22 protein-coding genes and 2 tRNA genes are annotated in these 17177 nt (G+C 61.6%); 16 read left to right on the top strand and 8 right to left on the bottom strand.

Features of this window, described 5'->3' with window-relative positions; translation table 11 throughout:
* Positions 1-77: 77 nt before the first annotated feature.
* The 6 genes from E5X88_RS18565 to E5X88_RS18540 all read right to left on the bottom strand — a co-directional run bounded on the left by E5X88_RS18565 (position 78) and on the right by E5X88_RS18540 (position 4500).
* Positions 78-542: a DUF302 domain-containing protein gene (locus E5X88_RS18565; protein ID WP_292163769.1), complete on the bottom strand. Its 465-nt coding sequence runs from the start codon at positions 540-542 to the stop codon at positions 78-80.
* Between the two features lie 108 nt (positions 543-650).
* Positions 651-1856, bottom strand: a complete 1206-nt coding sequence (locus tag E5X88_RS18560) for an MFS transporter (protein WP_292163768.1) — start codon at positions 1854-1856, stop codon at positions 651-653.
* A 92-nt stretch (positions 1857-1948) separates the two neighbouring features.
* Positions 1949-2449 (bottom strand): cupin, encoded by a 501-nt coding sequence (locus E5X88_RS18555; RefSeq protein ID WP_292163767.1) that lies wholly within the window; start codon positions 2447-2449, stop codon positions 1949-1951.
* 192 nt (positions 2450-2641) lie between these two features.
* Entirely contained in the window at positions 2642-3556 is a 915-nt protein-coding gene (locus E5X88_RS18550; RefSeq protein ID WP_292163826.1) for a LysR family transcriptional regulator, read from the bottom strand.
* A 238-nt stretch (positions 3557-3794) separates the two neighbouring features.
* Positions 3795-4214 (bottom strand): hypothetical protein, encoded by a 420-nt coding sequence (locus tag E5X88_RS18545; RefSeq protein WP_292163766.1) that lies wholly within the window; start codon positions 4212-4214, stop codon positions 3795-3797.
* A 145-nt stretch (positions 4215-4359) separates the two neighbouring features.
* A complete protein-coding gene (locus E5X88_RS18540; protein WP_292163765.1) occupies positions 4360-4500 on the bottom strand; it encodes a hypothetical protein in 141 nt (46 codons plus the stop codon).
* Between the two features lie 87 nt (positions 4501-4587).
* On the opposite strand from E5X88_RS18540, the gene E5X88_RS18535 reads away from it, so the two are divergent.
* From E5X88_RS18535 to E5X88_RS18515, 5 genes are all read left to right on the top strand, one after another.
* Complete coding sequence (locus E5X88_RS18535; RefSeq protein ID WP_292163764.1) at positions 4588-5454, top strand: patatin-like phospholipase family protein; 867 nt, start codon at positions 4588-4590, stop codon at positions 5452-5454.
* Positions 5455-5687: 233 nt separating this feature from the next.
* The gene (locus E5X88_RS18530) at positions 5688-5957 is read left to right on the top strand and encodes a DUF2282 domain-containing protein (protein ID WP_292163762.1); all 270 of its coding nucleotides are present in this window, start codon (positions 5688-5690) and stop codon (positions 5955-5957) included.
* A gap of 44 nt (positions 5958-6001) precedes the next feature.
* The gene (locus E5X88_RS18525; RefSeq protein WP_292163760.1) at positions 6002-7033 is read left to right on the top strand and encodes a DUF692 domain-containing protein; all 1032 of its coding nucleotides are present in this window, start codon (positions 6002-6004) and stop codon (positions 7031-7033) included.
* Complete coding sequence (locus E5X88_RS18520; RefSeq protein WP_292163758.1) at positions 7020-7814, top strand: DNA-binding domain-containing protein; 795 nt, start codon at positions 7020-7022, stop codon at positions 7812-7814. Before E5X88_RS18525 ends, E5X88_RS18520 begins: the two co-directional genes overlap by 14 nt.
* 2 nt (positions 7815-7816) lie before the next feature.
* Positions 7817-8290: a DoxX family protein gene (locus tag E5X88_RS18515; RefSeq protein WP_292163756.1), complete on the top strand. Its 474-nt coding sequence runs from the start codon at positions 7817-7819 to the stop codon at positions 8288-8290.
* Positions 8291-8356: 66 nt separating this feature from the next.
* On the opposite strand, the gene E5X88_RS18510 is transcribed toward E5X88_RS18515, so the two are convergent.
* Positions 8357-8431: transfer RNA gene (locus E5X88_RS18510), tRNA-Thr, on the bottom strand.
* A 149-nt stretch (positions 8432-8580) separates the two neighbouring features.
* Between E5X88_RS18510 and E5X88_RS18505 the strand changes: the two genes are divergently transcribed.
* The 11 genes from E5X88_RS18505 (at position 8581) to E5X88_RS18455 (ending at position 16055) form a co-directional block, all read left to right on the top strand.
* Entirely contained in the window at positions 8581-8799 is a 219-nt protein-coding gene (locus E5X88_RS18505; RefSeq protein WP_292163755.1) for a hypothetical protein, read from the top strand.
* A 131-nt stretch (positions 8800-8930) separates the two neighbouring features.
* Positions 8931-10223, top strand: coding sequence for a UDP-N-acetylglucosamine 1-carboxyvinyltransferase (murA, locus tag E5X88_RS18500; protein ID WP_292163753.1), 1293 nt, complete (start codon positions 8931-8933; stop codon positions 10221-10223).
* A 204-nt stretch (positions 10224-10427) separates the two neighbouring features.
* Positions 10428-10862: a DUF2948 family protein gene (locus E5X88_RS18495; RefSeq protein ID WP_292163752.1), complete on the top strand. Its 435-nt coding sequence runs from the start codon at positions 10428-10430 to the stop codon at positions 10860-10862.
* A 10-nt stretch (positions 10863-10872) separates the two neighbouring features.
* Complete coding sequence (gene hisD / locus E5X88_RS18490) at positions 10873-12165, top strand: histidinol dehydrogenase (RefSeq protein WP_292163750.1); 1293 nt, start codon at positions 10873-10875, stop codon at positions 12163-12165.
* Positions 12166-12171: 6 nt separating this feature from the next.
* A complete protein-coding gene (locus E5X88_RS18485; protein ID WP_126034253.1) occupies positions 12172-12657 on the top strand; it encodes a UPF0262 family protein in 486 nt (161 codons plus the stop codon).
* A gap of 1 nt (position 12658) precedes the next feature.
* Positions 12659-13126: a low molecular weight phosphatase family protein gene (locus tag E5X88_RS18480; protein ID WP_292163824.1), complete on the top strand. Its 468-nt coding sequence runs from the start codon at positions 12659-12661 to the stop codon at positions 13124-13126.
* 87 nt (positions 13127-13213) lie between these two features.
* A complete protein-coding gene (gene infA, locus E5X88_RS18475; RefSeq protein ID WP_006200926.1) occupies positions 13214-13432 on the top strand; it encodes a translation initiation factor IF-1 in 219 nt (72 codons plus the stop codon).
* A 27-nt stretch (positions 13433-13459) separates the two neighbouring features.
* The gene (locus E5X88_RS18470) at positions 13460-14086 is read left to right on the top strand and encodes a Maf-like protein (RefSeq protein ID WP_292163749.1); all 627 of its coding nucleotides are present in this window, start codon (positions 13460-13462) and stop codon (positions 14084-14086) included.
* 31 nt (positions 14087-14117) lie between these two features.
* Positions 14118-14315 carry a DNA gyrase inhibitor YacG gene (yacG, locus tag E5X88_RS18465; RefSeq protein WP_292163747.1) on the top strand — a complete coding sequence of 66 codons (198 nt, stop codon included), beginning with the start codon at positions 14118-14120 and terminating at the stop codon, positions 14313-14315.
* Positions 14316-14512: 197 nt separating this feature from the next.
* Positions 14513-14588, top strand: a tRNA-Phe gene (locus E5X88_RS18460).
* A gap of 213 nt (positions 14589-14801) precedes the next feature.
* Positions 14802-16055 (top strand): integrase arm-type DNA-binding domain-containing protein, encoded by a 1254-nt coding sequence (locus E5X88_RS18455; protein WP_127403661.1) that lies wholly within the window; start codon positions 14802-14804, stop codon positions 16053-16055.
* 185 nt (positions 16056-16240) lie between these two features.
* On the opposite strand, the gene E5X88_RS18450 is transcribed toward E5X88_RS18455, so the two are convergent.
* Positions 16241-17176: an XRE family transcriptional regulator gene (locus tag E5X88_RS18450; RefSeq protein WP_127403660.1), complete on the bottom strand. Its 936-nt coding sequence runs from the start codon at positions 17174-17176 to the stop codon at positions 16241-16243.
* Position 17177 lies beyond the last annotated feature (1 nt).

The following is a 17177-nucleotide window of genomic DNA, read 5'->3' as shown; positions in this document are numbered from 1 at the left end:
GATAGCCGACGGTCAGATCATCAGCTCGGCGCCGGCCTCGCATGCCCGGGCGGCGGCTCTCTGGCACATGTCCACCCTCAGTTCTTTCTGATCGTTGAAGTCACGGACTGAATGACCTCGGTCGCCATCTTGAACTGCGGCGCGCGGTCGGTAATTCCATGCCGCTTGGCGATCCAGTCGAAATCGCTGTAGGCGGCATAAACCGAACCGTCCGCGGCCTGGTAGACCAGCACGCGCACCGGCCAGTCGAGACCGGCTTGCGGATTGGACGTGATGAAGGTCGTTCCGAGCGCCGGATTGCCAAACATCACCAGCCGCGACGGCCTGACATCGTTGCCGGCATTCCGGCCAAGGCTTGCCTGGTCGATGACGCCAAAAAACTTGATGCCCTTCTCGAGAACGTCCTTCTTGATGCGGGCAACTGTCTCCGCGATGGAATAGTCGCTCTTCACCGTGACGACGCCATCCGAAGCGGCAGCTGGGACGATGATCGCCGTCAGCATGGCGGCGCCGGAAATCAAGGCTTTCAGGTAGGTGGTCATGTCGGTCTCCTTTGGTTTTCTCGGTTGCGTTGGTTTCGGCTATTGCATTGATATCTTTTTTCATTCTCGCCTGAATGGGTCGCCCTGCAGTCGACGATTTCCCGATCGTCAGGCGGTCGGCGACTTCAACGACCGCGCGATCGCGATCGCGCCGGCGAGGACCGCGGCGAGTACGGCCACGCATGCGGTCCAGCCGATCCGGTCGTAGATCTGTCCGATGACGAAGCTGCCGGCGAGCCCGCCTGCATAGTAGGAGGCAAGGTAGATGCCGCTTGCTGCGGCGCGGTCGCGCGAGGCGGTCCGGCTGACGTGTCCTGTCGCTATCGCCTGCGCCAGGAAGGTGCCAATGGCGACCAGCGCCATGCCGCCGAGAACAATGAGAAGGCTGGTCGTGAGCAGCAGAAGCAAACCCAGGATCGCCAGCGCAAGCGTTGCGCCGATGCCGATCCTTGGGCCAAGACCCGCAGCGACGCGCCCGGCGAGCGGCGTGGTCAGCATGGAGGGCAGAAAGACGAAATACACCAGCCCCAACGCCATCGGCGACAGCGATAGCGGAGCGGCGACGAGCTGGAAGTTGACGTAGGTGAAAGTGCCGATGAAGACGAAGAGGATAAGGAAGCCGATCGCGAAACAGGCGCGCAGCTCGGCGTTCTTCAGCGGGTTCTTCCAGGCCGCGCGGGCAGTCTCGCCTGTCGCGTCGGCGCGCATCATTGCGGATGTCTTCTGCAGCGTAAGCCAGACAAGTGCCGCGCCAATCAGATTGAGGGCGGCGAATGTCAGGAAATTGGTGGAGATGCCGAACGTGTCGGCGACGGCGGCCGACATGAGCCGTCCGAAGAAGTTGCTGGCAACGTTGCCGGTCACATAGGCCGCAAGCGCACTCGTCGTCTGCCGCGCGGAAAAATGCTCGGCCAGGTAGGCCATCGTCAGCGTGAACGCGGTCGACATGCACAAGCCTTGGAGGACACGCAGCAGGGCAAAGGCGACGATGCTGTCTGTTTGTGACAACAGCGTAGTCGGTATCGCCAGCACCGCAAGGCTGATCCAGATGCCGTTGCGGCGATCGAGGTTCCTGCCAAAAAGCGCCACCGCAATGCCGGCCACAGCCATGCCGAAAGTGCTGGCATTCACAGCAAAGCCCATCGTGGCGCGGCTGACACCGAACTTTACCACCAGCGAAGGCAGGATTGCCTGGGTGGCGAAGAGATCGACAAGTGTCAGGAAGGCGATCACAGCAATCATGCCGAAGCGCCAGCTGTCCGCGGCAACCATGCGGAGCCGCGTCGAGGAAGTCTGTTCCGTCGTTGTCACCATAACGAGGCTCCTTGGCGACACGTCCCCAGGTGACTGCCTGAGGACGCGCTTTCAGTTGCTGATGCTGGGAAACGGTCCCCGCAACGCGTGGCTCACATCGTGTGATCTTCACGCATTTCCGGCGGCAGGATGTCGGCCGAATAGAGCACCGCCGGGACCTTGCCGTTGTTCTTCCACCAATGAGCGAGCTGGCCGAATTCGACGCTCACGTCGCCAGCCGAATGCTCGATCCCCACCTTGCAGGTGCTGCTATATTCGGTGATCGAACCTTCGACGACGAGGATGTTGGCCGGACGAACGGTGTGCTCATGCCAGGGCACGACACCCCCTGGCTGCACGACGAGCTTGCGCAGGCGCAGCATGTTACCTTTCCAGGCCTCGCCCTTCGGGCTCAGATCGATGGCCGAAAGGACATCGTCGGTAACGTCAACCGGCTTGCTGGGATGCTCCTGGATGTCAACGGTCGCGGCCTGGCCGGCTGGGCAGTCTCCTGCAAAAGCCGGTGCGACGGAAAACGCCGCGGTTGCGGAAAGAAGGCCGAGCGCTAGCGCCACGTTGAGTGGCGCGCTGAATGCGATTGCTTTGGAAGCCATATCTTGTTTCTCCTTTGTCGGTGCCCAAACGCGGGAGGCGGGGCATGAGGAGGAGAGTGACGAGATCCGCAAAGAAAGAGAAATGCTGCCTGGCTCTCAATTCGATACCTGAAAACTATAGCAATCCACTCGTGCCGACACATAGGAGGCGCGGGAAAGCATGCCGCGAGAATGGAACTCTTCGACTATGCTTTAGGCCGCTGTCTTGCGGGGCGCCAAAGGTATGGCACTTTCCGGCCAACCATGCGCCTTGACGCTGTTTACGAAGGCCAATGCCGCGGGCGAGAACCGACGTCCCGCCACAACGACGAGGGATACCTCCCGCCAGACTTCGGGGTCGATGACGGGCCGGACCTGCAAGCCCGGGATCACCGCGCTGAACTCAGGGATGAAGCAGATTCCAAGCCCTCCGGAAACCATATTCTGGATCCAGTCCTCGCGCTCGCTGGCGTAGGAGATCCTAAGCTTCACCCCCCGATCGTTGCACAGGCCGGCAAGGTGATCGCGATACTCGCAGTTGAGACGCCTGAGATAGTTTTCACCGTCGAGTTCGGAAATGGAAACATTGTCGTTGCGGGCCAATCTATGGCCGTTGGGAAATGCCAGGACGAAGCGCTCGCGATAAAGCGGCGTCACGTCGAAGCGCTCCGGAAAACTGTCGCACGATGCCATGATGGCGACGTCGATCTCGCCTGATTCGAGCAGTTGGGAAAGCGATGCCGGCACGCCCTCTACCAGTTGGAGCTGGATCCCCTGCTGACGTCTGTTGAAGTCGGCCAGCAGCCCGGTGAACCGGCGCGGACCGATGGTGCACATGACACCAACCTTGAGGTTCGCATTTTCCAGACAGAGAAACCTTGATGCCTCTTGCCGAACGCCGGTTAGTTCGTCGAGGATCTGCTGGAAACGGGGTCGCAGCAGAGCACCCAGGTCCGTGAGATGGGTGAGGTTTCGCTCGCGGCGAAACAGCAGGCCGCCGACCTCTTCCTCAAGCTGCTGGATGGCGCGCGACAGCGCCGGTTGAGTGACATTGCATTTTTCGCCAGCGCGCGTGAAATTTCGTGTCTCGCAGACTGCGAGAAAATAGCGGATGTGATGGATGTCCATGCCGATGTCCCCGAACTGCATACGGTTCATGTGCTGGCTTCGAACCCTGCCGCAAAGCGTCCCGTCGTGCCAATGCACTGCCGCTATAAAGTCGATAGCGGCGCGTCATGATGCTGTCTGAAGTCAAGGCGCGGATTGTCCGCTACGGCTAGAGCTCCGCTCAGGCTGACCTAAAAGCATGATGGCGAGCCTTTGCTCGCCATCGTGCTTTTACTGCAGCGACAAGGCCAAGCGGCGTTTAGCTGTTGCCGCCAAGCTGATGGACTTTGACGCAAAACTCGGCATACGGCTTGCTCATCGCCGCGTCGTTGCATTCCTTCTTCGTCGCGTTCCGCTTGTCCTGCGACATCGCATTCCAGGCTGCTTTGAACTCTGTATCCGACTTCATCGTCTTCATGCTCGCATCGGTGTAGAACGGCTGCATGTTGGACGGTGAATCCAGTGCGCCGGCAAATGCGACGCTGCCGAGAACGGAAAGCGCAAAGGCGCCGAGGCAGATAGCTTTGATATTCATGGTTTTGTCCTTCTCTGAGGTTGAGCGATCGTCCCATCGACGGCCGTGGTAATGATCGGCAGCAATCAAAAACCTGCGGTTCCTGCTTGCCGAGACGAAACTTTGCTGTAATCGACCGCCACCTTGCCAATGCCATCTGAGCATGGAGTTTATGCCGGTTCTGCGTCCCGCGGATGCCTGGCGGAATAACGGTCAATTGACACCGCCCAAAGCCAGGATGTTTGCGCAGAATGCGGCATGGCGCCTGCTCATTGCCGGGTCGTTGCAAGCCTTGGTCGTTGTGACCCGATCATGCCCTGGCATCGTGAATCAGGCCTTCTTGAGCTCGGGCATTGGCTTCATCGTCTTCATCCCGGCGGCCGAATAGAATGTCGATAAAGCTTCCGCCGCGCAGCGATTGCAGCCAATGCAATCCGCCTATGAAGTTCATGCCACCTTGGCATTTCGCCAACAGGAGATGATGCGGCAGTCTCTTCGTCAAACGCCCTGGCTGGCGTTTTGGGATGGAGACTGAAAGATGCATGTCCAGACCGGAACCAGAACCGAAACCGACCAAGCAGTCGTAGCCGGCGGAAGAGCTGCTACCGACGACCGGCAACTCATCGACATTGTCCTGACAAGCGACGCACACGGCGCATTTGTCTGGGGCGTGCTCGACCGCTTGCTGGATGAGTCCGGCCTTTCGCTCGGCAACATCACCGCGTCCGGTTTCGGTGCGATGGAGGCGGCGGTTCTGGCCTATGGCCTGTCGCTGGGCGGTCGGCGTGGCGCACGGACGGCGCTCGCCAACTTCTGGCGACGCGTCAGTCACGCATCGATGTTAGCAGCCGATTCAGCCAATCCGCTGAGGTCGATTCTGGAACAGTCAATTGAGATTGCGGAGATCCGCAAGAAAAGCTGCCCTGTGAAACTCAGCATCCTGGCTTCAAATGCCCGCACTGATGCTGTGAAGATCTTCGCCAGCGATCAATTGTCGATCGACGCAATCGTGGCGGCGGCCACAGTCCCATTCCTCTTCCCGGCCGTGGAGATTGACGGCGACACCTATTGGGGCGACGGCGACCTTTCTTCTTTGCCACCGATCCGGCCGGTTGAAGCCGGTCATCGGCTCATCATCGCCGGCAAGCCCTCCATGTCCATGACGCCGTGCGAGGCATGTCGCCCCGCCGCCAGTCATGGTGCAATGAAGCCCGCACAGATTCACATCATCTTCGACGGTCGGCACCGGGCTGGCGCAGCGCTGCTCGCGAGACCCTGGACCGACTGGGGTGAGCTGACCGACATACGCGACCGAGGACGGCAACGAGCCGAGGATTGGCTTCTGGCCGATCATCTCTTTGTGGACGAACGCTCCGCCGTCGATAGCAAAAATCGATTCATCTAGGCGCCTCCCTCCCCGCCTAGCCGCACCTGCTTCGCCCTATTCACGAACGCAGGCGCCAAGCCCTCCGGTTCCCCACCGGAGGGCTTTTTGCTTGGGGCCTCCTTCAACATAGTGACCACGTATCAAATCCATGCCGAGACAGCATTTCAGTTCGGCCGTCTAATCGGGGACACTGCTTGCAGACAGGCCAAAACGCCGGTCTTTCCCTCGAAACGCAACCAGGAGACACGACTGTGATCAACACCAGAACCCTCATCGGATCGGCTCTCGCTGCCGCCACTTCGCTGGCCGCCACGGCCGCCCACAGCGGCCCCGCCGCCCAGCCCAGCTTCGCCTTCGAGAAGTGCTACGGCGTCGTCAAGGCCGGCCAGAACGACTGCCAGACTGCGACGCATTCCTGCGCCGGCACCTCGACCGCCGACAACCAGCCGGATGCCTGGCTTTACCTGCCTGCCGGTAGCTGCGCCAAGATCCCCGGCGGCAGCGACAAGCCGAAAGCCTGAGCGATCCAGACTTCGAGCCGACCCCTTTGGAATGGAGCAGACCGATGTCCCGTGCGTTTCAAGCCCTCGCGATCCCCGCAACCGCGGGCATCGGTCTTCGCTCTCCTCACATCAGCGAGATGCTGACCCGCAGGCCCGCCGCTGGCTGGCTCGAAGTGCATGCCGAGAACTACATGGGAGACGGCGCCGGCGTCGAGGCGCTGGAACGGCTGCGCCATATCTATCCGCTGTCGGTGCATGGCGTTGGCCTGTCGCTGGGCAGTGCACAGGGATTGGACCGCGATCATCTGGAGCGGCTGCGCAAGGTCTGCGAGCGCTTTCAACCAGATCTCGTCTCGGAGCATCTCGCCTGGAGCGTAGCCGACGGCGCCTATCTCAACGACCTGCTGCCGCTGCGTTACGATGAAGAGGCGCTGGCGATCGTGGCGCGCAATGTCGAAACCGTCCAGGACACGCTGAAGCGGCAGGTTCTCATCGAGAACCTCTCGGCCTATCTGGCCTTTGCGGACTCGTCGGTGAACGAGGCGGAATTCCTGACCGAGCTCGTCGCGAAGACCGGCTGTGGCCTGCTCCTGGATGTGAACAACGTCCACGTCTCGGCGCACAACCTCCAATATGACGCAAGAGCCTTCATCGATGCACTGCCTGCCGATTCTATTGGCGAGATCCACCTTGCTGGCCATGCGATTAATCAGGTCGGGGCCGACACGGTGCTCATCGACGATCATGGCTCGCGCGTGCCGCCGGTCGTCTGGACGCTATACCATCACGCCATAAGCCGGCTTGGACCGCGCCCCACCCTGATCGAATGGGATACCGATGTCCCTGTTCTCGATGTGCTGCTTGGCGAAGCCATGTGGGCCGACATGCTGTCCGCTTCGATCATGTTCAACCGCAAGCAGGCCGCGAGACAAGCTGCGACAGCCAAGCCCCGGCCGATATCCACGCTGCTTTCCTTCGAAAGTGACATGAGGAGCGGCATGCCCGTGCTTGCGGCATTTGCTGCCGTCAAAGCTGGACAAGCCATGCCTGCGGCGATGCCGCCAGTAGAGGGAGGATACCATGCTGCCGCTTGAACACCTGCAGACCACCATGGCGCGATCGGTGCTGGCGATGGAACCAGCGGTCACCGCGAAAATGCTAACCGCCGGCAAGGCCGATCCATTGGCCCGCCTGCGTATCTACCAGAACAATACCCGCAGTTCGCTTACCGCGGTGCTGATGGCGGTCTTTCCAGTCACGGTTCGCCTTGTCGATGAACGCTTCTTCCGTTTCGTGGCGAGCGAGTTCATTCGATGGCATCCGCCGGTGGAGTCGCGGCTTGCGCGCTATGGCGCCGGCTTCCCCCGCTTTCTGAAGACGATCGACACGCTTTCCGATATGCCGGTCGTAGCCGAAACGGCGCGGCTCGAATGGGCCATTGCCGAAGTCCTCGACGCGGCTTCGCTGCCGTCTCGTACCCTCGCGGAATATGACAACACCGATCTGGGGCCTTCGCCCGATATCCTGCTGCAGCCATCCCTGCGGCTGATCGTTTCGCACTGGTCGATCCTGTCCGTATGGATGGCGCATCAGCCGGAGACGGCGGTCGACCAGCACAGCGCCTGGACAAGGCGTCCTGAACGCGTGGCGTTGTGGCGGTCCGGTGAGAGCGTCCGCCTGGTTCTTCTCGATCGCGCCAATTTCGCGTTTAGACATTCGCTGAAGCACGGCCTCGGCCTGGAACACGCCACAGCCCGCGCCCTCGCTCTCGATCCGGCGTTCGATCTCTTGTCCGCGCTCGTGCGTCTGTTCGGCGACGGGCTCGTCACGGATGTGCGGATTCCGGCGCATCCCCTCTCAAACCGATGGAGATAGTCATGACCGCGATACGAGAATATTCCTCATCCACCTCGACTGGGCCTATCGGCCTCTACAGGCGTGCCCTCAAACTGCCAGAGCACATATCGTTGTCAATCGTCCAACTCGCCGCCCGCATCGCGGTCGCGCATGTCTTCTGGCAGTCCGCACAAACGAAACTGGCATCATGGCCGGTAACGGTGCAGTTGTTCGCCAACGAATACAATCTGCCCTTCGTCGACCCGACAATCGCCGCGCCCCTGGCGACGGCCGCTGAACTCACTGGCTCGGTGCTGCTTTTCCTAGGGCTGTTCTCGCGTCTCGGCGCGCTGATGCTGCTCGGGGTCGTGGCGGTTATTCAGATCTTCGTCTTCCCCGAGAATTGGGCCGAACACCTGCAGTGGGCGTCGCTACTGTCGCTGGTGCTGGCCCGTGGCGCCGGTGCTTTCTCGTTTGATCGGTTGGCCGACCGGGTTTTCAGCCGGAGTGCGTGACGCCTGAGCGGATCGCCTCCACAAGTCTAGAACGACCTGCGCCAGTGGTGTTCCAAGGGGATAAACTGGTGCTGCGAGAGAGGATTGAACTCTCGACCTCTCCCTTACCAAGGGAGTGCTCTACCACTGAGCTACCGCAGCCGCCGATGGCGGGGCTTCTGCCATATCGAACCGGTAAGCGCAAGCCGTGTGTGAAAGCCCGTGCCAGACGGTTTTGCGGACATGGCGGCGCCACAATGTTGGCTATCCCTGAATAGCGGGCTGGCTGGTCGCCAGCCGGGACGAGGACCATGAACGACAAGACAATTCCACCCGACAAGGGGGACGAATCGAAAAAGCGCGTTGTCGACCGCAAGACCCGGCTCGCCGAGCAATTGCGCGCCAATCTGCAGAAGCGCAAGGCGCAGTCGCGCTCCCGGCGCGCTGGCGACGCCGACAAACGGCGCGCTGGCGACGCCGACAAGCGGCCGGACGGGCTCGGCGCCTTGAGGGAAACGCAAAAGGATTGACCTATATCAACAGGCTTGGCCCAGGGAGCGGGAATCCTGTTTCTTGAACCAAGCCGGCCAATGGTCTAGATGGGCCACAACAGACTCAACCGATTGAAAACCGGCCTTTCGGCCGAGGGGACGTTCTTCAAATGGATCGCATCAGAATTGTCGGCGGCAACAAGCTTGCCGGAAGCATCCCGATCTCGGGCGCGAAGAATGCAGCACTGCCGCTGATGATCGCCTCGCTGTTGACCGACGACACGCTGACGCTCGAAAACGTGCCGCATCTGGCCGATGTCGAGCAGTTGATCCGCATCCTCGGCAATCATGGCGTCGATTATTCGGTCAATGGCCGCCGCGAAAAGCAGCAAGAGGGCTATTCGCGCACCATCACTTTTTCCGCCCGCAACATCGTCGACACCACGGCACCCTACGAGCTGGTGTCGAAGATGCGCGCGTCCTTCTGGGTGATCGGCCCGCTGCTTGCCCGCATGGGCGAGGCCAAGGTGTCGCTGCCGGGTGGCTGCGCCATCGGCACGCGCCCGGTCGATCTTTTCCTGGAGGGCCTTCAGGCGCTGGGCGCCGATATCGACGTCGACACCGGTTATGTCATCGCTAAGACCAGGAACGGCCGGCTTGTCGGCAACCGCTACGTCTTCCCGAAAGTGTCGGTCGGCGCCACCCATGTGCTGATGATGGCGGCGTCGCTGGCCAAGGGCGAGACGGTGCTCGAAAACGCCGCCCGCGAGCCCGAGATCGTCAACCTTGCCGATTGCCTCAACGCGATGGGTGCGAAGATTTACGGCGCCGGCACCTCGACAATCACCATCGACGGCGTCGAAGCGCTGTCAGGCGCGCGTGTCCGGGTGATACCCGACCGCATCGAGACCGGCACCTATGCGATGGCCGTCGCCATGACCGGCGGCGACGTTATGCTCGAAGGCGCGCGGGCCGACCTGTTACAGACGGCGCTCGACGTAATTGCCCAGACGGGTGCGGAGATCACGCCGACCAATTCCGGCATCCGCGTCAGGCGCAACGGCGCCGGCATTGCGCCGGTCGACGTGGCGACGGCGCCGTTCCCGGCATTCCCGACCGACCTGCAGGCGCAGTTCATGGGCCTGATGACCATGGCCAAGGGCAAGTCGCGCATCACCGAGACGATCTTCGAAAACCGCTTCATGCACGTCCAGGAACTCGCCCGGCTCGGCGCCCACATCACGCTTTCCGGGCAGACGGCGATCGTCGACGGCGTGGCGAAGCTGAAGGGCGCGCCGGTCATGGCGACCGATCTTCGCGCTTCGGTGTCGCTGGTCATCGCCGGCCTGGCGGCCGAAGGCGAGACCACGGTCAACCGCGTCTACCATCTCGACCGCGGCTTCGAGCGGCTGGAAGAAAAGCTGTCCGGCTGCGGCGCGGTGATCGAGCGGATTTCGGCTTAGGCGAAATCGGCAAGAGAGGGATCGCCAGCGTTGTGGCCAAGCCCCTTCTCCCCGTCCCTCACGGGGAGAAGTGCCCGGCAGGGCGATGAGGGGCAGCGCAAGCCTTAAGCGATTGCCTTGGCAGGATCCGTGGCGCGGTTGCACGGATCGCCAAGACCGCCTAACAGAAAGCCGATTGTAAACCTTCGCAGGTGCGAAATCCGCATGAACGCTCTCAAGCTTGTCGCGCTCGACGATCAGGATCTGAGCATCCTCTCGGCTCATGTCCAGGACGCCGTGCTGAAGGTCGGCGACCTCGAATACGTGCCGGCGACCAAACGCTTCGTGCTGACCATGAACCGCTTCGTCTGGGAAGCGAAATCCGGCCTGTTCCGCCAGCACAATGAGCGGCGGCAAAGCGTACTGCATTTCGACCGGGTTCTGGGCGCCAAGACCAGCGGCATTGCCCGCGACAAGCCTGATGAGGTCCTCTCCCTGCTGGCGATCAGCTTCGTCGCGCTCGACAAGCCCGCCGGCATCATAGAGCTGATCTTTTCTGGCGGCGGCGCGATCATGCTCGATGTCGAATGCATCGAGGCGCGGCTCGCTGACATCGGCGGCGCCTGGGAAGCGACGTCGCGCCCCTTCCACAGAGCCTGAGCAACACAAGATGGCCATCACGCTTCGTCTGTCCGACGCCGATTTCGAGCAGCGTTTTGCCGCCTTCCTTTTGACCAAGCGGGAGGCCTCGGCCGATGTCGACGCCGTGGTGCGCGCGATCATCGCGCGGGTGCGCGCCGAGGGTGACGCGGCGCTCATCGACTATACGCGGAAATTCGAACAGGCCGATCTGAAAGAGCTCGGCATGGCCGTGTCGCAGGACGACATCGCCAGGGCCTACGACGCCGCCGACCCGCAAACCATCGAGGCGCTAAAATTCGCCCGTGACCGCATCCGTTCCCATCATGAGCGGCAGCGGCCGAAGGACGACCGCTATACGGACGCCGCCGGGGTCGAGCTCGGCTCGCGCTGGACGGCGATCGAGGCGGTCGGGCTTTATGTGCCGGGCGGCACGGCGAGCTATCCAAGCTCGGTGCTGATGAGCGCCGTGCCGGCCAAGGTCGCCGGCGTCGAGCGCATCGTCATGGCGGTGCCCGCGCCCGGCGGCATCATCAATCCGCTGGTGCTCGTGGCGGCGGATCTGACCGGCATATCCGAGATCTACCGCATCGGCGGCGCGCAGGCGATCGCGGCGCTCGCCTATGGAACCGAGACGATAAAGCCCGTCGCCAAGATCGTCGGCCCCGGCAATGCCTATGTCGCCGCGGCCAAGCGCCAGGTCTTCGGCACGGTCGGCATCGACATGATCGCCGGGCCTTCGGAAGTGCTTGTCGTGGCCGACGGCGGCAACGATCCCGACTGGATCGCCGCCGACCTGCTCGCCCAGGCCGAGCATGACGTGTCGGCGCAGTCGATCCTGATCACCGACGATCCCGCCTTCGGCGAAGCGGTCGAACAGGCGGTCGAACGCCAGTTGCTCGGCCTGCCGCGCGCCGAGACGGCGGCGGCGAGCTGGCGCGACTTCGGCGCCGTCATCCTCGTTCCCCGAATCGAGGCCGCACTGCCGCTGGTCGATCGCATCGCCGCCGAACATGTCGAGCTTGCCATCGACGAGCCGGAAGCCTTCCTGGCGCGGATGCGCAACGCCGGTGCCGTCTTTCTCGGCCGCCACACGCCGGAAGCCATCGGCGACTATGTCGGCGGCTCCAACCACGTGCTGCCGACGGCGCGCTCGGCGCGCTTCTCGTCCGGGCTTTCGGTGCTCGATTTCGTCAAGCGCACCTCGATCCTGAAGCTCGGACCGGAGCAGCTGCGGGCGCTGGCGCCCGCGGCCATCGCGCTGGCCAAGGCGGAAGGCCTCGACGCGCACGGACGCTCCGTCGCCATACGGCTGAACATGTAGACTGACATGTCGGACTACGATCGAACCCATGCCAGGCTGATCGATGTCGAACTCGACGAATCGATCGGCCGTTCGACGCCCGATGTCGAGCATGAGCGGGCGGTGGCGATCTTCGACCTGATCGAGGAGAACCGCTTTCAGCCGGTCAATGACGACGGCGCCGGACCCTATCGGCTGAAGCTGTCGCTGGCCGAATCCCGCCTGGTCTTTGCGGTGACGCGCGAGGATGGTGCCGCCGTGGTCACCCACATCCTGTCGCTGACGCCGCTCAGGCGCATCGTCAAGGACTATTACATGATCTGCGAAAGCTATTACGAGGCCATCCGCACCTCGACGCCCAGCCAGATCGAGGCGATCGACATGGGCCGGCGCGGCCTGCACAATGAGGGCTCGCAGACCTTGATGGACCGGCTGGCCGGCAAGATCGACATCGATTTCGACACGGCGCGCCGGCTGTTCACGCTGGTCTGCGTGCTGCACTGGCGAGGCTGACCTGCCTGCCCCTCTGCCCCGCTCGATCCTGCCCCGCTCGATCCTCTTTGTGTGCGGCATGAACGCCGTGCGCTCGCCGATGGCCGAGTTGCTGGCGCGCCGGATGCTTCCGGCGACCACTTTCGTGGCGTCGGCCGGGGTGCGCGGCGGCGAACGCGACCCATTCGTCGACGCCGTGCTGGCCGAGGAAGGCCTGTCGCTGGGCGAACGGCATCCGAGGACGCTGGACGATCTCGAGGACGACTATTTCGACCTGATCGTCACGCTGTCGCCGGAAGCCCATCACACCGCGCTCGAGCTTACCCGCTCGCTCGCTGTCGATGTCGAATACTGGCCGATGCCGGATCCAACTGATGTCGTCGGCACGCGTGAGCAGATCATGGCCGCCTACCGCGAGGTGCGCGAACGGCTGAAGGCGCGGATCGGCGGCCGTTTTGCAGCGCCGGAGGCAAAAAGCGGCGCTGATTAAGCATGTTCACAAGCGCGCGATTATCATATAGGTTCCGCCCAAATTCCGGCCGGGCGCTGGGAATCCCCATCCAAGCAAAGGTATCGAATGCCGAAGGAAGAAGTCCTCGAGTTTCCGGGTGTCGTCACGGAATTGTTGCCCAACGCGATGTTCAGGGTGAAGCTTGAAAACGAACACGAGATCATCGCCCATACGGCCGGCCGCATGCGCAAGAACCGCATCCGCGTGCTGACCGGCGACAAGGTTCTGGTCGAGATGACACCCTACGACCTGACCAAGGGCCGCATCACCTACCGTTTCAAGTAAGATCGTCAGAGTTCGGCCGGGATCGCGATGAGCAATTTGCAGAAGCTCGTGCTTGCCTCGGGTTCGCCGCGCCGGATCGAACTCCTGCAGCAGGCCGGCATCGAGCCGGATCGCGTGCTGCCGTCTGGTGTCGACGAGACGCCGATGCGCGCCGAGCATCCGCGCTCGCTGGCCAAGCGCCTGTCGAAGGAAAAGGCCGAGAAGGCGCTGGCGTCGCTAAAAACCGAGGACGACTATCCGCCCAGCTTCGTGCTGGCCGCCGACACCGTGGTCGCCGTCGGCCGGCGCATCCTGCCAAAGGCCGAAACGCTCGACGACGTCGCCAATTGCCTCGGCCTGCTGTCCGGCCGTTCGCACCGGGTCTATTCCGGCATCTGCCTGATCACGCCGGGCGGCAAGCTGCGCCAGCGGCTGGTCGAGACCAGGGTGCGTTTCAAGCGGCTGCCACGCGCCGAAATCGACGCCTATGTGGCCTCGGGAGAATGGCGCGGCAAGGCCGGCGGCTATGCCGTCCAGGGCCTCGCCGGCGCCTTCGTCGTCAAGCTTGTCGGCTCCTACACCAACGTCGTCGGCCTGCCCCTCTACGAGACGGTGGCGCTTCTGACCGGCGAGGGCTTCAAGGTGCACGCCAACTGGCTGTCAGCTCGGCCATGAGCTCGGCGGTGGCCATGAATATGGGGCAACCATGAGCTCGGACGACAAGGTCACGCCGCTGCGCCCCAAGCGGCCCTGCCCCGAATGCGGCAAGCCGTCGGCGCGCGAGACCTATCCGTTCTGCTCGGTACGCTGCAAGGACATCGACCTCAACCGCTGGCTCAAGGGCGTCTACGTCATTCCGGGCCGCGACGACGAGGACGAAACGGACAACGACCCTCCCAAATGAGGCCATTCGGCACGGCCCGCCGACCTCGACCGAGCTCGATGAATCGTCCTGTCGGGCAACTGCTCGTTTCCCGCCTGAAATCAACGCTTAAGCGCTGGACAGGCCGAATTCCCGTGCTATAACCCACGCGCTTTCAAGGGGCGCCTGCGGCGCTTTCGTGAAATCCGGTGTGCGGAACTGCCCGCGTGCCGGAACAGGCCCAGATAGCTCAGTTGGTAGAGCAGCGGACTGAAAATCCGCGTGTCGGTGGTTCGAATCCGCCTCTGGGCACCATTCCCCCTTCTCCCTACACTCCCTTCCGCCAAGCCTTCCACGCTGCTGTTCGCGTAAACTTTTGAAAATAGGCGCTTTTTTGACGGCCTCATCGCGCTTTGGCGTATTCCGAAGCAGGTGATCGCATTTGGTCCAACGGCTTCGAGCTGTTGGTTTCTTCGTTGGTATCCGTCTACCCTGTTGGTATCACTCACCAGCAAAAAGCATTGGACAATGACACTCTCTGACGTGAAATGTCGAAATGCCCGCCCAGGGCCTAAACTTCGGAAAATCTCCGATGGAGGCGGTCTCCAGCTATGGGTACAACCGACCGGCTCACGCCTGTGGCGCCTTGCCTATCGCTTCGATGGCAAACAGAAGCTCCTGGCACTGGGAAGCTATCCGCTTCTGTCCCTGGCGGAGGCTCGACAGGCACGAGATGAGGCAAAGCGGCTGCTGATGAAGGGAATAGACCCCGCACGTGAGAAGCAGGAGCGGAATGCTGACACGCGCGATAGCTTCCGCGTCATTGCAGACGAATTCATCGCTAAACTAGAAAAGGAGGGCCGTGCGGAAAGGACGATCACTAAGAACAAGTGGTTGCTCTCTTTCGCCTATCCGACTTTGGGCGACCAGTCGATAAGGGCGATTGATGCGCCGTCCGTTCTCAATGTGTTGCGGGAAGTGGAAGTTCGTGGTCGACACGAATCGGCCCGTCGGCTTCGATCAACAATCGGAAGTATATTTCGTTACGCGATTGCCACCGCTCGCGCCAATGCTGATCCCACCTTGGCGCTCAGGGACGCTCTTGTTAGGCCAACGGTAACACCGCGAGCTGCAATTACCGACCCGAAGGAGTTCGGTGCTCTTTTGCGCTCGATTGATTCGTACGATGGGCAGCCAGGCACCCAAATCGCACTGAATTTGATGGCGCTCCTGTTTCCCCGCCCCGGAGAGCTGCGCGCCGCTGAATGGCCCGAATTCGACTTCGACAAAGCAGTCTGGACGATTCCTGCCGCTCGAGCAAAAATGCGGCGACCGCATAGTGTTCCTTTGTCGACCCAGGCGCTCAACCTCCTGAAGCGGCTGCGCGAGGTATATGGAGACGGGATGCTTCTGTTCCCCAGTGTCCGCACGACCACGCGCCCGATTTCCGACAACACCCTTAATGCCGCTTTGCGCCGGCTTGGCTATCGCAAGAACGAGGCCACGGCGCATGGTTTTCGGGCGACTGCGTCGAGCTTGCTCAACGAAAGCGGTAAGTGGCATCCCGATGCTGTCGAACGTCAACTTGCGCACGTGGAAGGCAACAATGTCAGGCGAGCTTATGCCCGCGGCGAACATTGGGATGAACGCGTGAGAATGATGCAGTGGTGGGCTGACCATTTGGACGAGCTGAAGCTGCCGCATCATGAACATCGTCATAGCATTCGTGGTGCAGGACGCGCCGCTTCCGGACGCCTGGCAGCGATGTACCCAACGTCTTGATCTGGGATGAGAGCCGACGGTCCGCTCTTCGGGCAGGAATCGGCGAAAACTGAAAGTTCGCTGTCAATGCTGGCGACGGTCGCCTAACGGTCGCCTGCCGCCGGAACTGCGGGTTTGTCTGTAAGGCCGCAGTTCCGGCCGCCAAACTACCAGATCCTCAAAAACAGTCCTAGGGGGCATTATTGTTATGGCTTGGCGAGGCTTACCTTCTTTCCAATATGATCGCGCCAAATTCCGAGGCGCTTTATTCGATATTCGACAAGTTCTGGTGAGGTCCCGAAGAAGGACGCGATCTCAGCAGCACTCTTGCCGTCCGAGACCATGCGCTTGATCGCATCTCGTGGAAGCAAAGTCGCCGACGCTAGGAAATAAGCGTCGTGTTCTTCGGCACTGTCATAAGTACGACCGAAGGAGCCGGCAATCTTCGCTATCTTAGTTAGCTTATGCCCGGAAAGAATGTGCCAATACTCTTCAAGCAGCGTTACTCTTTGTCTCTCAACGGTATGGTAGTCGTTTAGGAACACGACCCAGCTATCCTGATCAGCGTTCAAGGGAACGCTCATTGCCGACCACTCGTTACGGGATGGTCCTGCAAGCGTGTTCTTTGTCTTCTCATCGACGCAGGATGAATGTCCTAGGCGCTCTACTGTGACCGAATCAACAACCAAAAAAAACGGGTCCAATGGATCGTTCTTTTTCAATCCCAGGTCCTTTCGGAAAGCTTCAGCCGTCTGCTCCAGTTCTTCCTTGGACATAGGGATAACGTCAGCATCTGTCGGGGCGTTGCTCGGCTCTGATGTGTCACCCTCGGCATAGTGCCGCCGAACACACACGGCGGCCCGCAGCAGGGTTTGCACTGTCCCGGAGGACGCGTTCTTCCCGGCGCGGAAGTGGACGAATGCCACCCGATCAAAGCCAAGCTCGTGTTGATCGGCATCCGGGCCGAGCCACTCGAGCAGCCTTATCTTGGAGTTGTTGTCGGGCGATCCTTCGCCCCGCTCGATTCGGGCCAGCGTGGAAAAGCTGATCCCCACGATTGCCGACAGCGCTCTTATACTGAGGCCTTCACGTTCTCGCTTCTCGCGGACTGCCCTGACGAGCTTTTCCTCAAATTCGTTCATT

Origin of the sequence: Mesorhizobium sp., assembly GCF_004962245.1 — a bacterium.
GTDB lineage: Bacteria > Pseudomonadota > Alphaproteobacteria > Rhizobiales > Rhizobiaceae > Mesorhizobium.
Note: the sequence above shows the minus strand (reverse complement) of the source record. Positions and strands in the feature narration are given on the sequence as shown.

What these genes read in the sequence shown, in the direction of transcription:
- E5X88_RS18495 (WP_292163752.1), top strand. Translation starts at nt 10,428, where the DNA reads ATGAACGCTCTCAAGCTTGTCGCGCTCGACGATCAGGATCTGAGCATC.
- E5X88_RS18520 (WP_292163758.1), top strand. Translation starts at nt 7,020, where the DNA reads ATGCTGCCGCTTGAACACCTGCAGACCACCATGGCGCGATCGGTGCTG.
- E5X88_RS18545 (WP_292163766.1), bottom strand. Translation starts at nt 4,214, where the DNA reads ATGCTCAGATGGCATTGGCAAGGTGGCGGTCGATTACAGCAAAGTTTC.
- E5X88_RS18470 (WP_292163749.1), top strand. Translation starts at nt 13,460, where the DNA reads ATGAGCAATTTGCAGAAGCTCGTGCTTGCCTCGGGTTCGCCGCGCCGG.
- E5X88_RS18560 (WP_292163768.1), bottom strand. Translation starts at nt 1,856, where the DNA reads ATGGTGACAACGACGGAACAGACTTCCTCGACGCGGCTCCGCATGGTT.
- E5X88_RS18540 (WP_292163765.1), bottom strand. Translation starts at nt 4,500, where the DNA reads ATGAACTTCATAGGCGGATTGCATTGGCTGCAATCGCTGCGCGGCGGA.
- E5X88_RS18565 (WP_292163769.1), bottom strand. Translation starts at nt 542, where the DNA reads ATGACCACCTACCTGAAAGCCTTGATTTCCGGCGCCGCCATGCTGACG.
- E5X88_RS18525 (WP_292163760.1), top strand. Translation starts at nt 6,002, where the DNA reads ATGTCCCGTGCGTTTCAAGCCCTCGCGATCCCCGCAACCGCGGGCATC.
- E5X88_RS18555 (WP_292163767.1), bottom strand. Translation starts at nt 2,449, where the DNA reads ATGGCTTCCAAAGCAATCGCATTCAGCGCGCCACTCAACGTGGCGCTA.
- E5X88_RS18535 (WP_292163764.1), top strand. Translation starts at nt 4,588, where the DNA reads ATGCATGTCCAGACCGGAACCAGAACCGAAACCGACCAAGCAGTCGTA.
- E5X88_RS18485 (WP_126034253.1), top strand. Translation starts at nt 12,172, where the DNA reads ATGTCGGACTACGATCGAACCCATGCCAGGCTGATCGATGTCGAACTC.
- hisD (WP_292163750.1), top strand. Translation starts at nt 10,873, where the DNA reads ATGGCCATCACGCTTCGTCTGTCCGACGCCGATTTCGAGCAGCGTTTT.
- murA (WP_292163753.1), top strand. Translation starts at nt 8,931, where the DNA reads ATGGATCGCATCAGAATTGTCGGCGGCAACAAGCTTGCCGGAAGCATC.
- infA (WP_006200926.1), top strand. Translation starts at nt 13,214, where the DNA reads ATGCCGAAGGAAGAAGTCCTCGAGTTTCCGGGTGTCGTCACGGAATTG.
- E5X88_RS18550 (WP_292163826.1), bottom strand. Translation starts at nt 3,556, where the DNA reads ATGGACATCCATCACATCCGCTATTTTCTCGCAGTCTGCGAGACACGA.
- E5X88_RS18450 (WP_127403660.1), bottom strand. Translation starts at nt 17,176, where the DNA reads ATGAACGAATTTGAGGAAAAGCTCGTCAGGGCAGTCCGCGAGAAGCGA.
- E5X88_RS18515 (WP_292163756.1), top strand. Translation starts at nt 7,817, where the DNA reads ATGACCGCGATACGAGAATATTCCTCATCCACCTCGACTGGGCCTATC.
- E5X88_RS18455 (WP_127403661.1), top strand. Translation starts at nt 14,802, where the DNA reads ATGACACTCTCTGACGTGAAATGTCGAAATGCCCGCCCAGGGCCTAAA.
- E5X88_RS18505 (WP_292163755.1), top strand. Translation starts at nt 8,581, where the DNA reads ATGAACGACAAGACAATTCCACCCGACAAGGGGGACGAATCGAAAAAG.
- yacG (WP_292163747.1), top strand. Translation starts at nt 14,118, where the DNA reads ATGAGCTCGGACGACAAGGTCACGCCGCTGCGCCCCAAGCGGCCCTGC.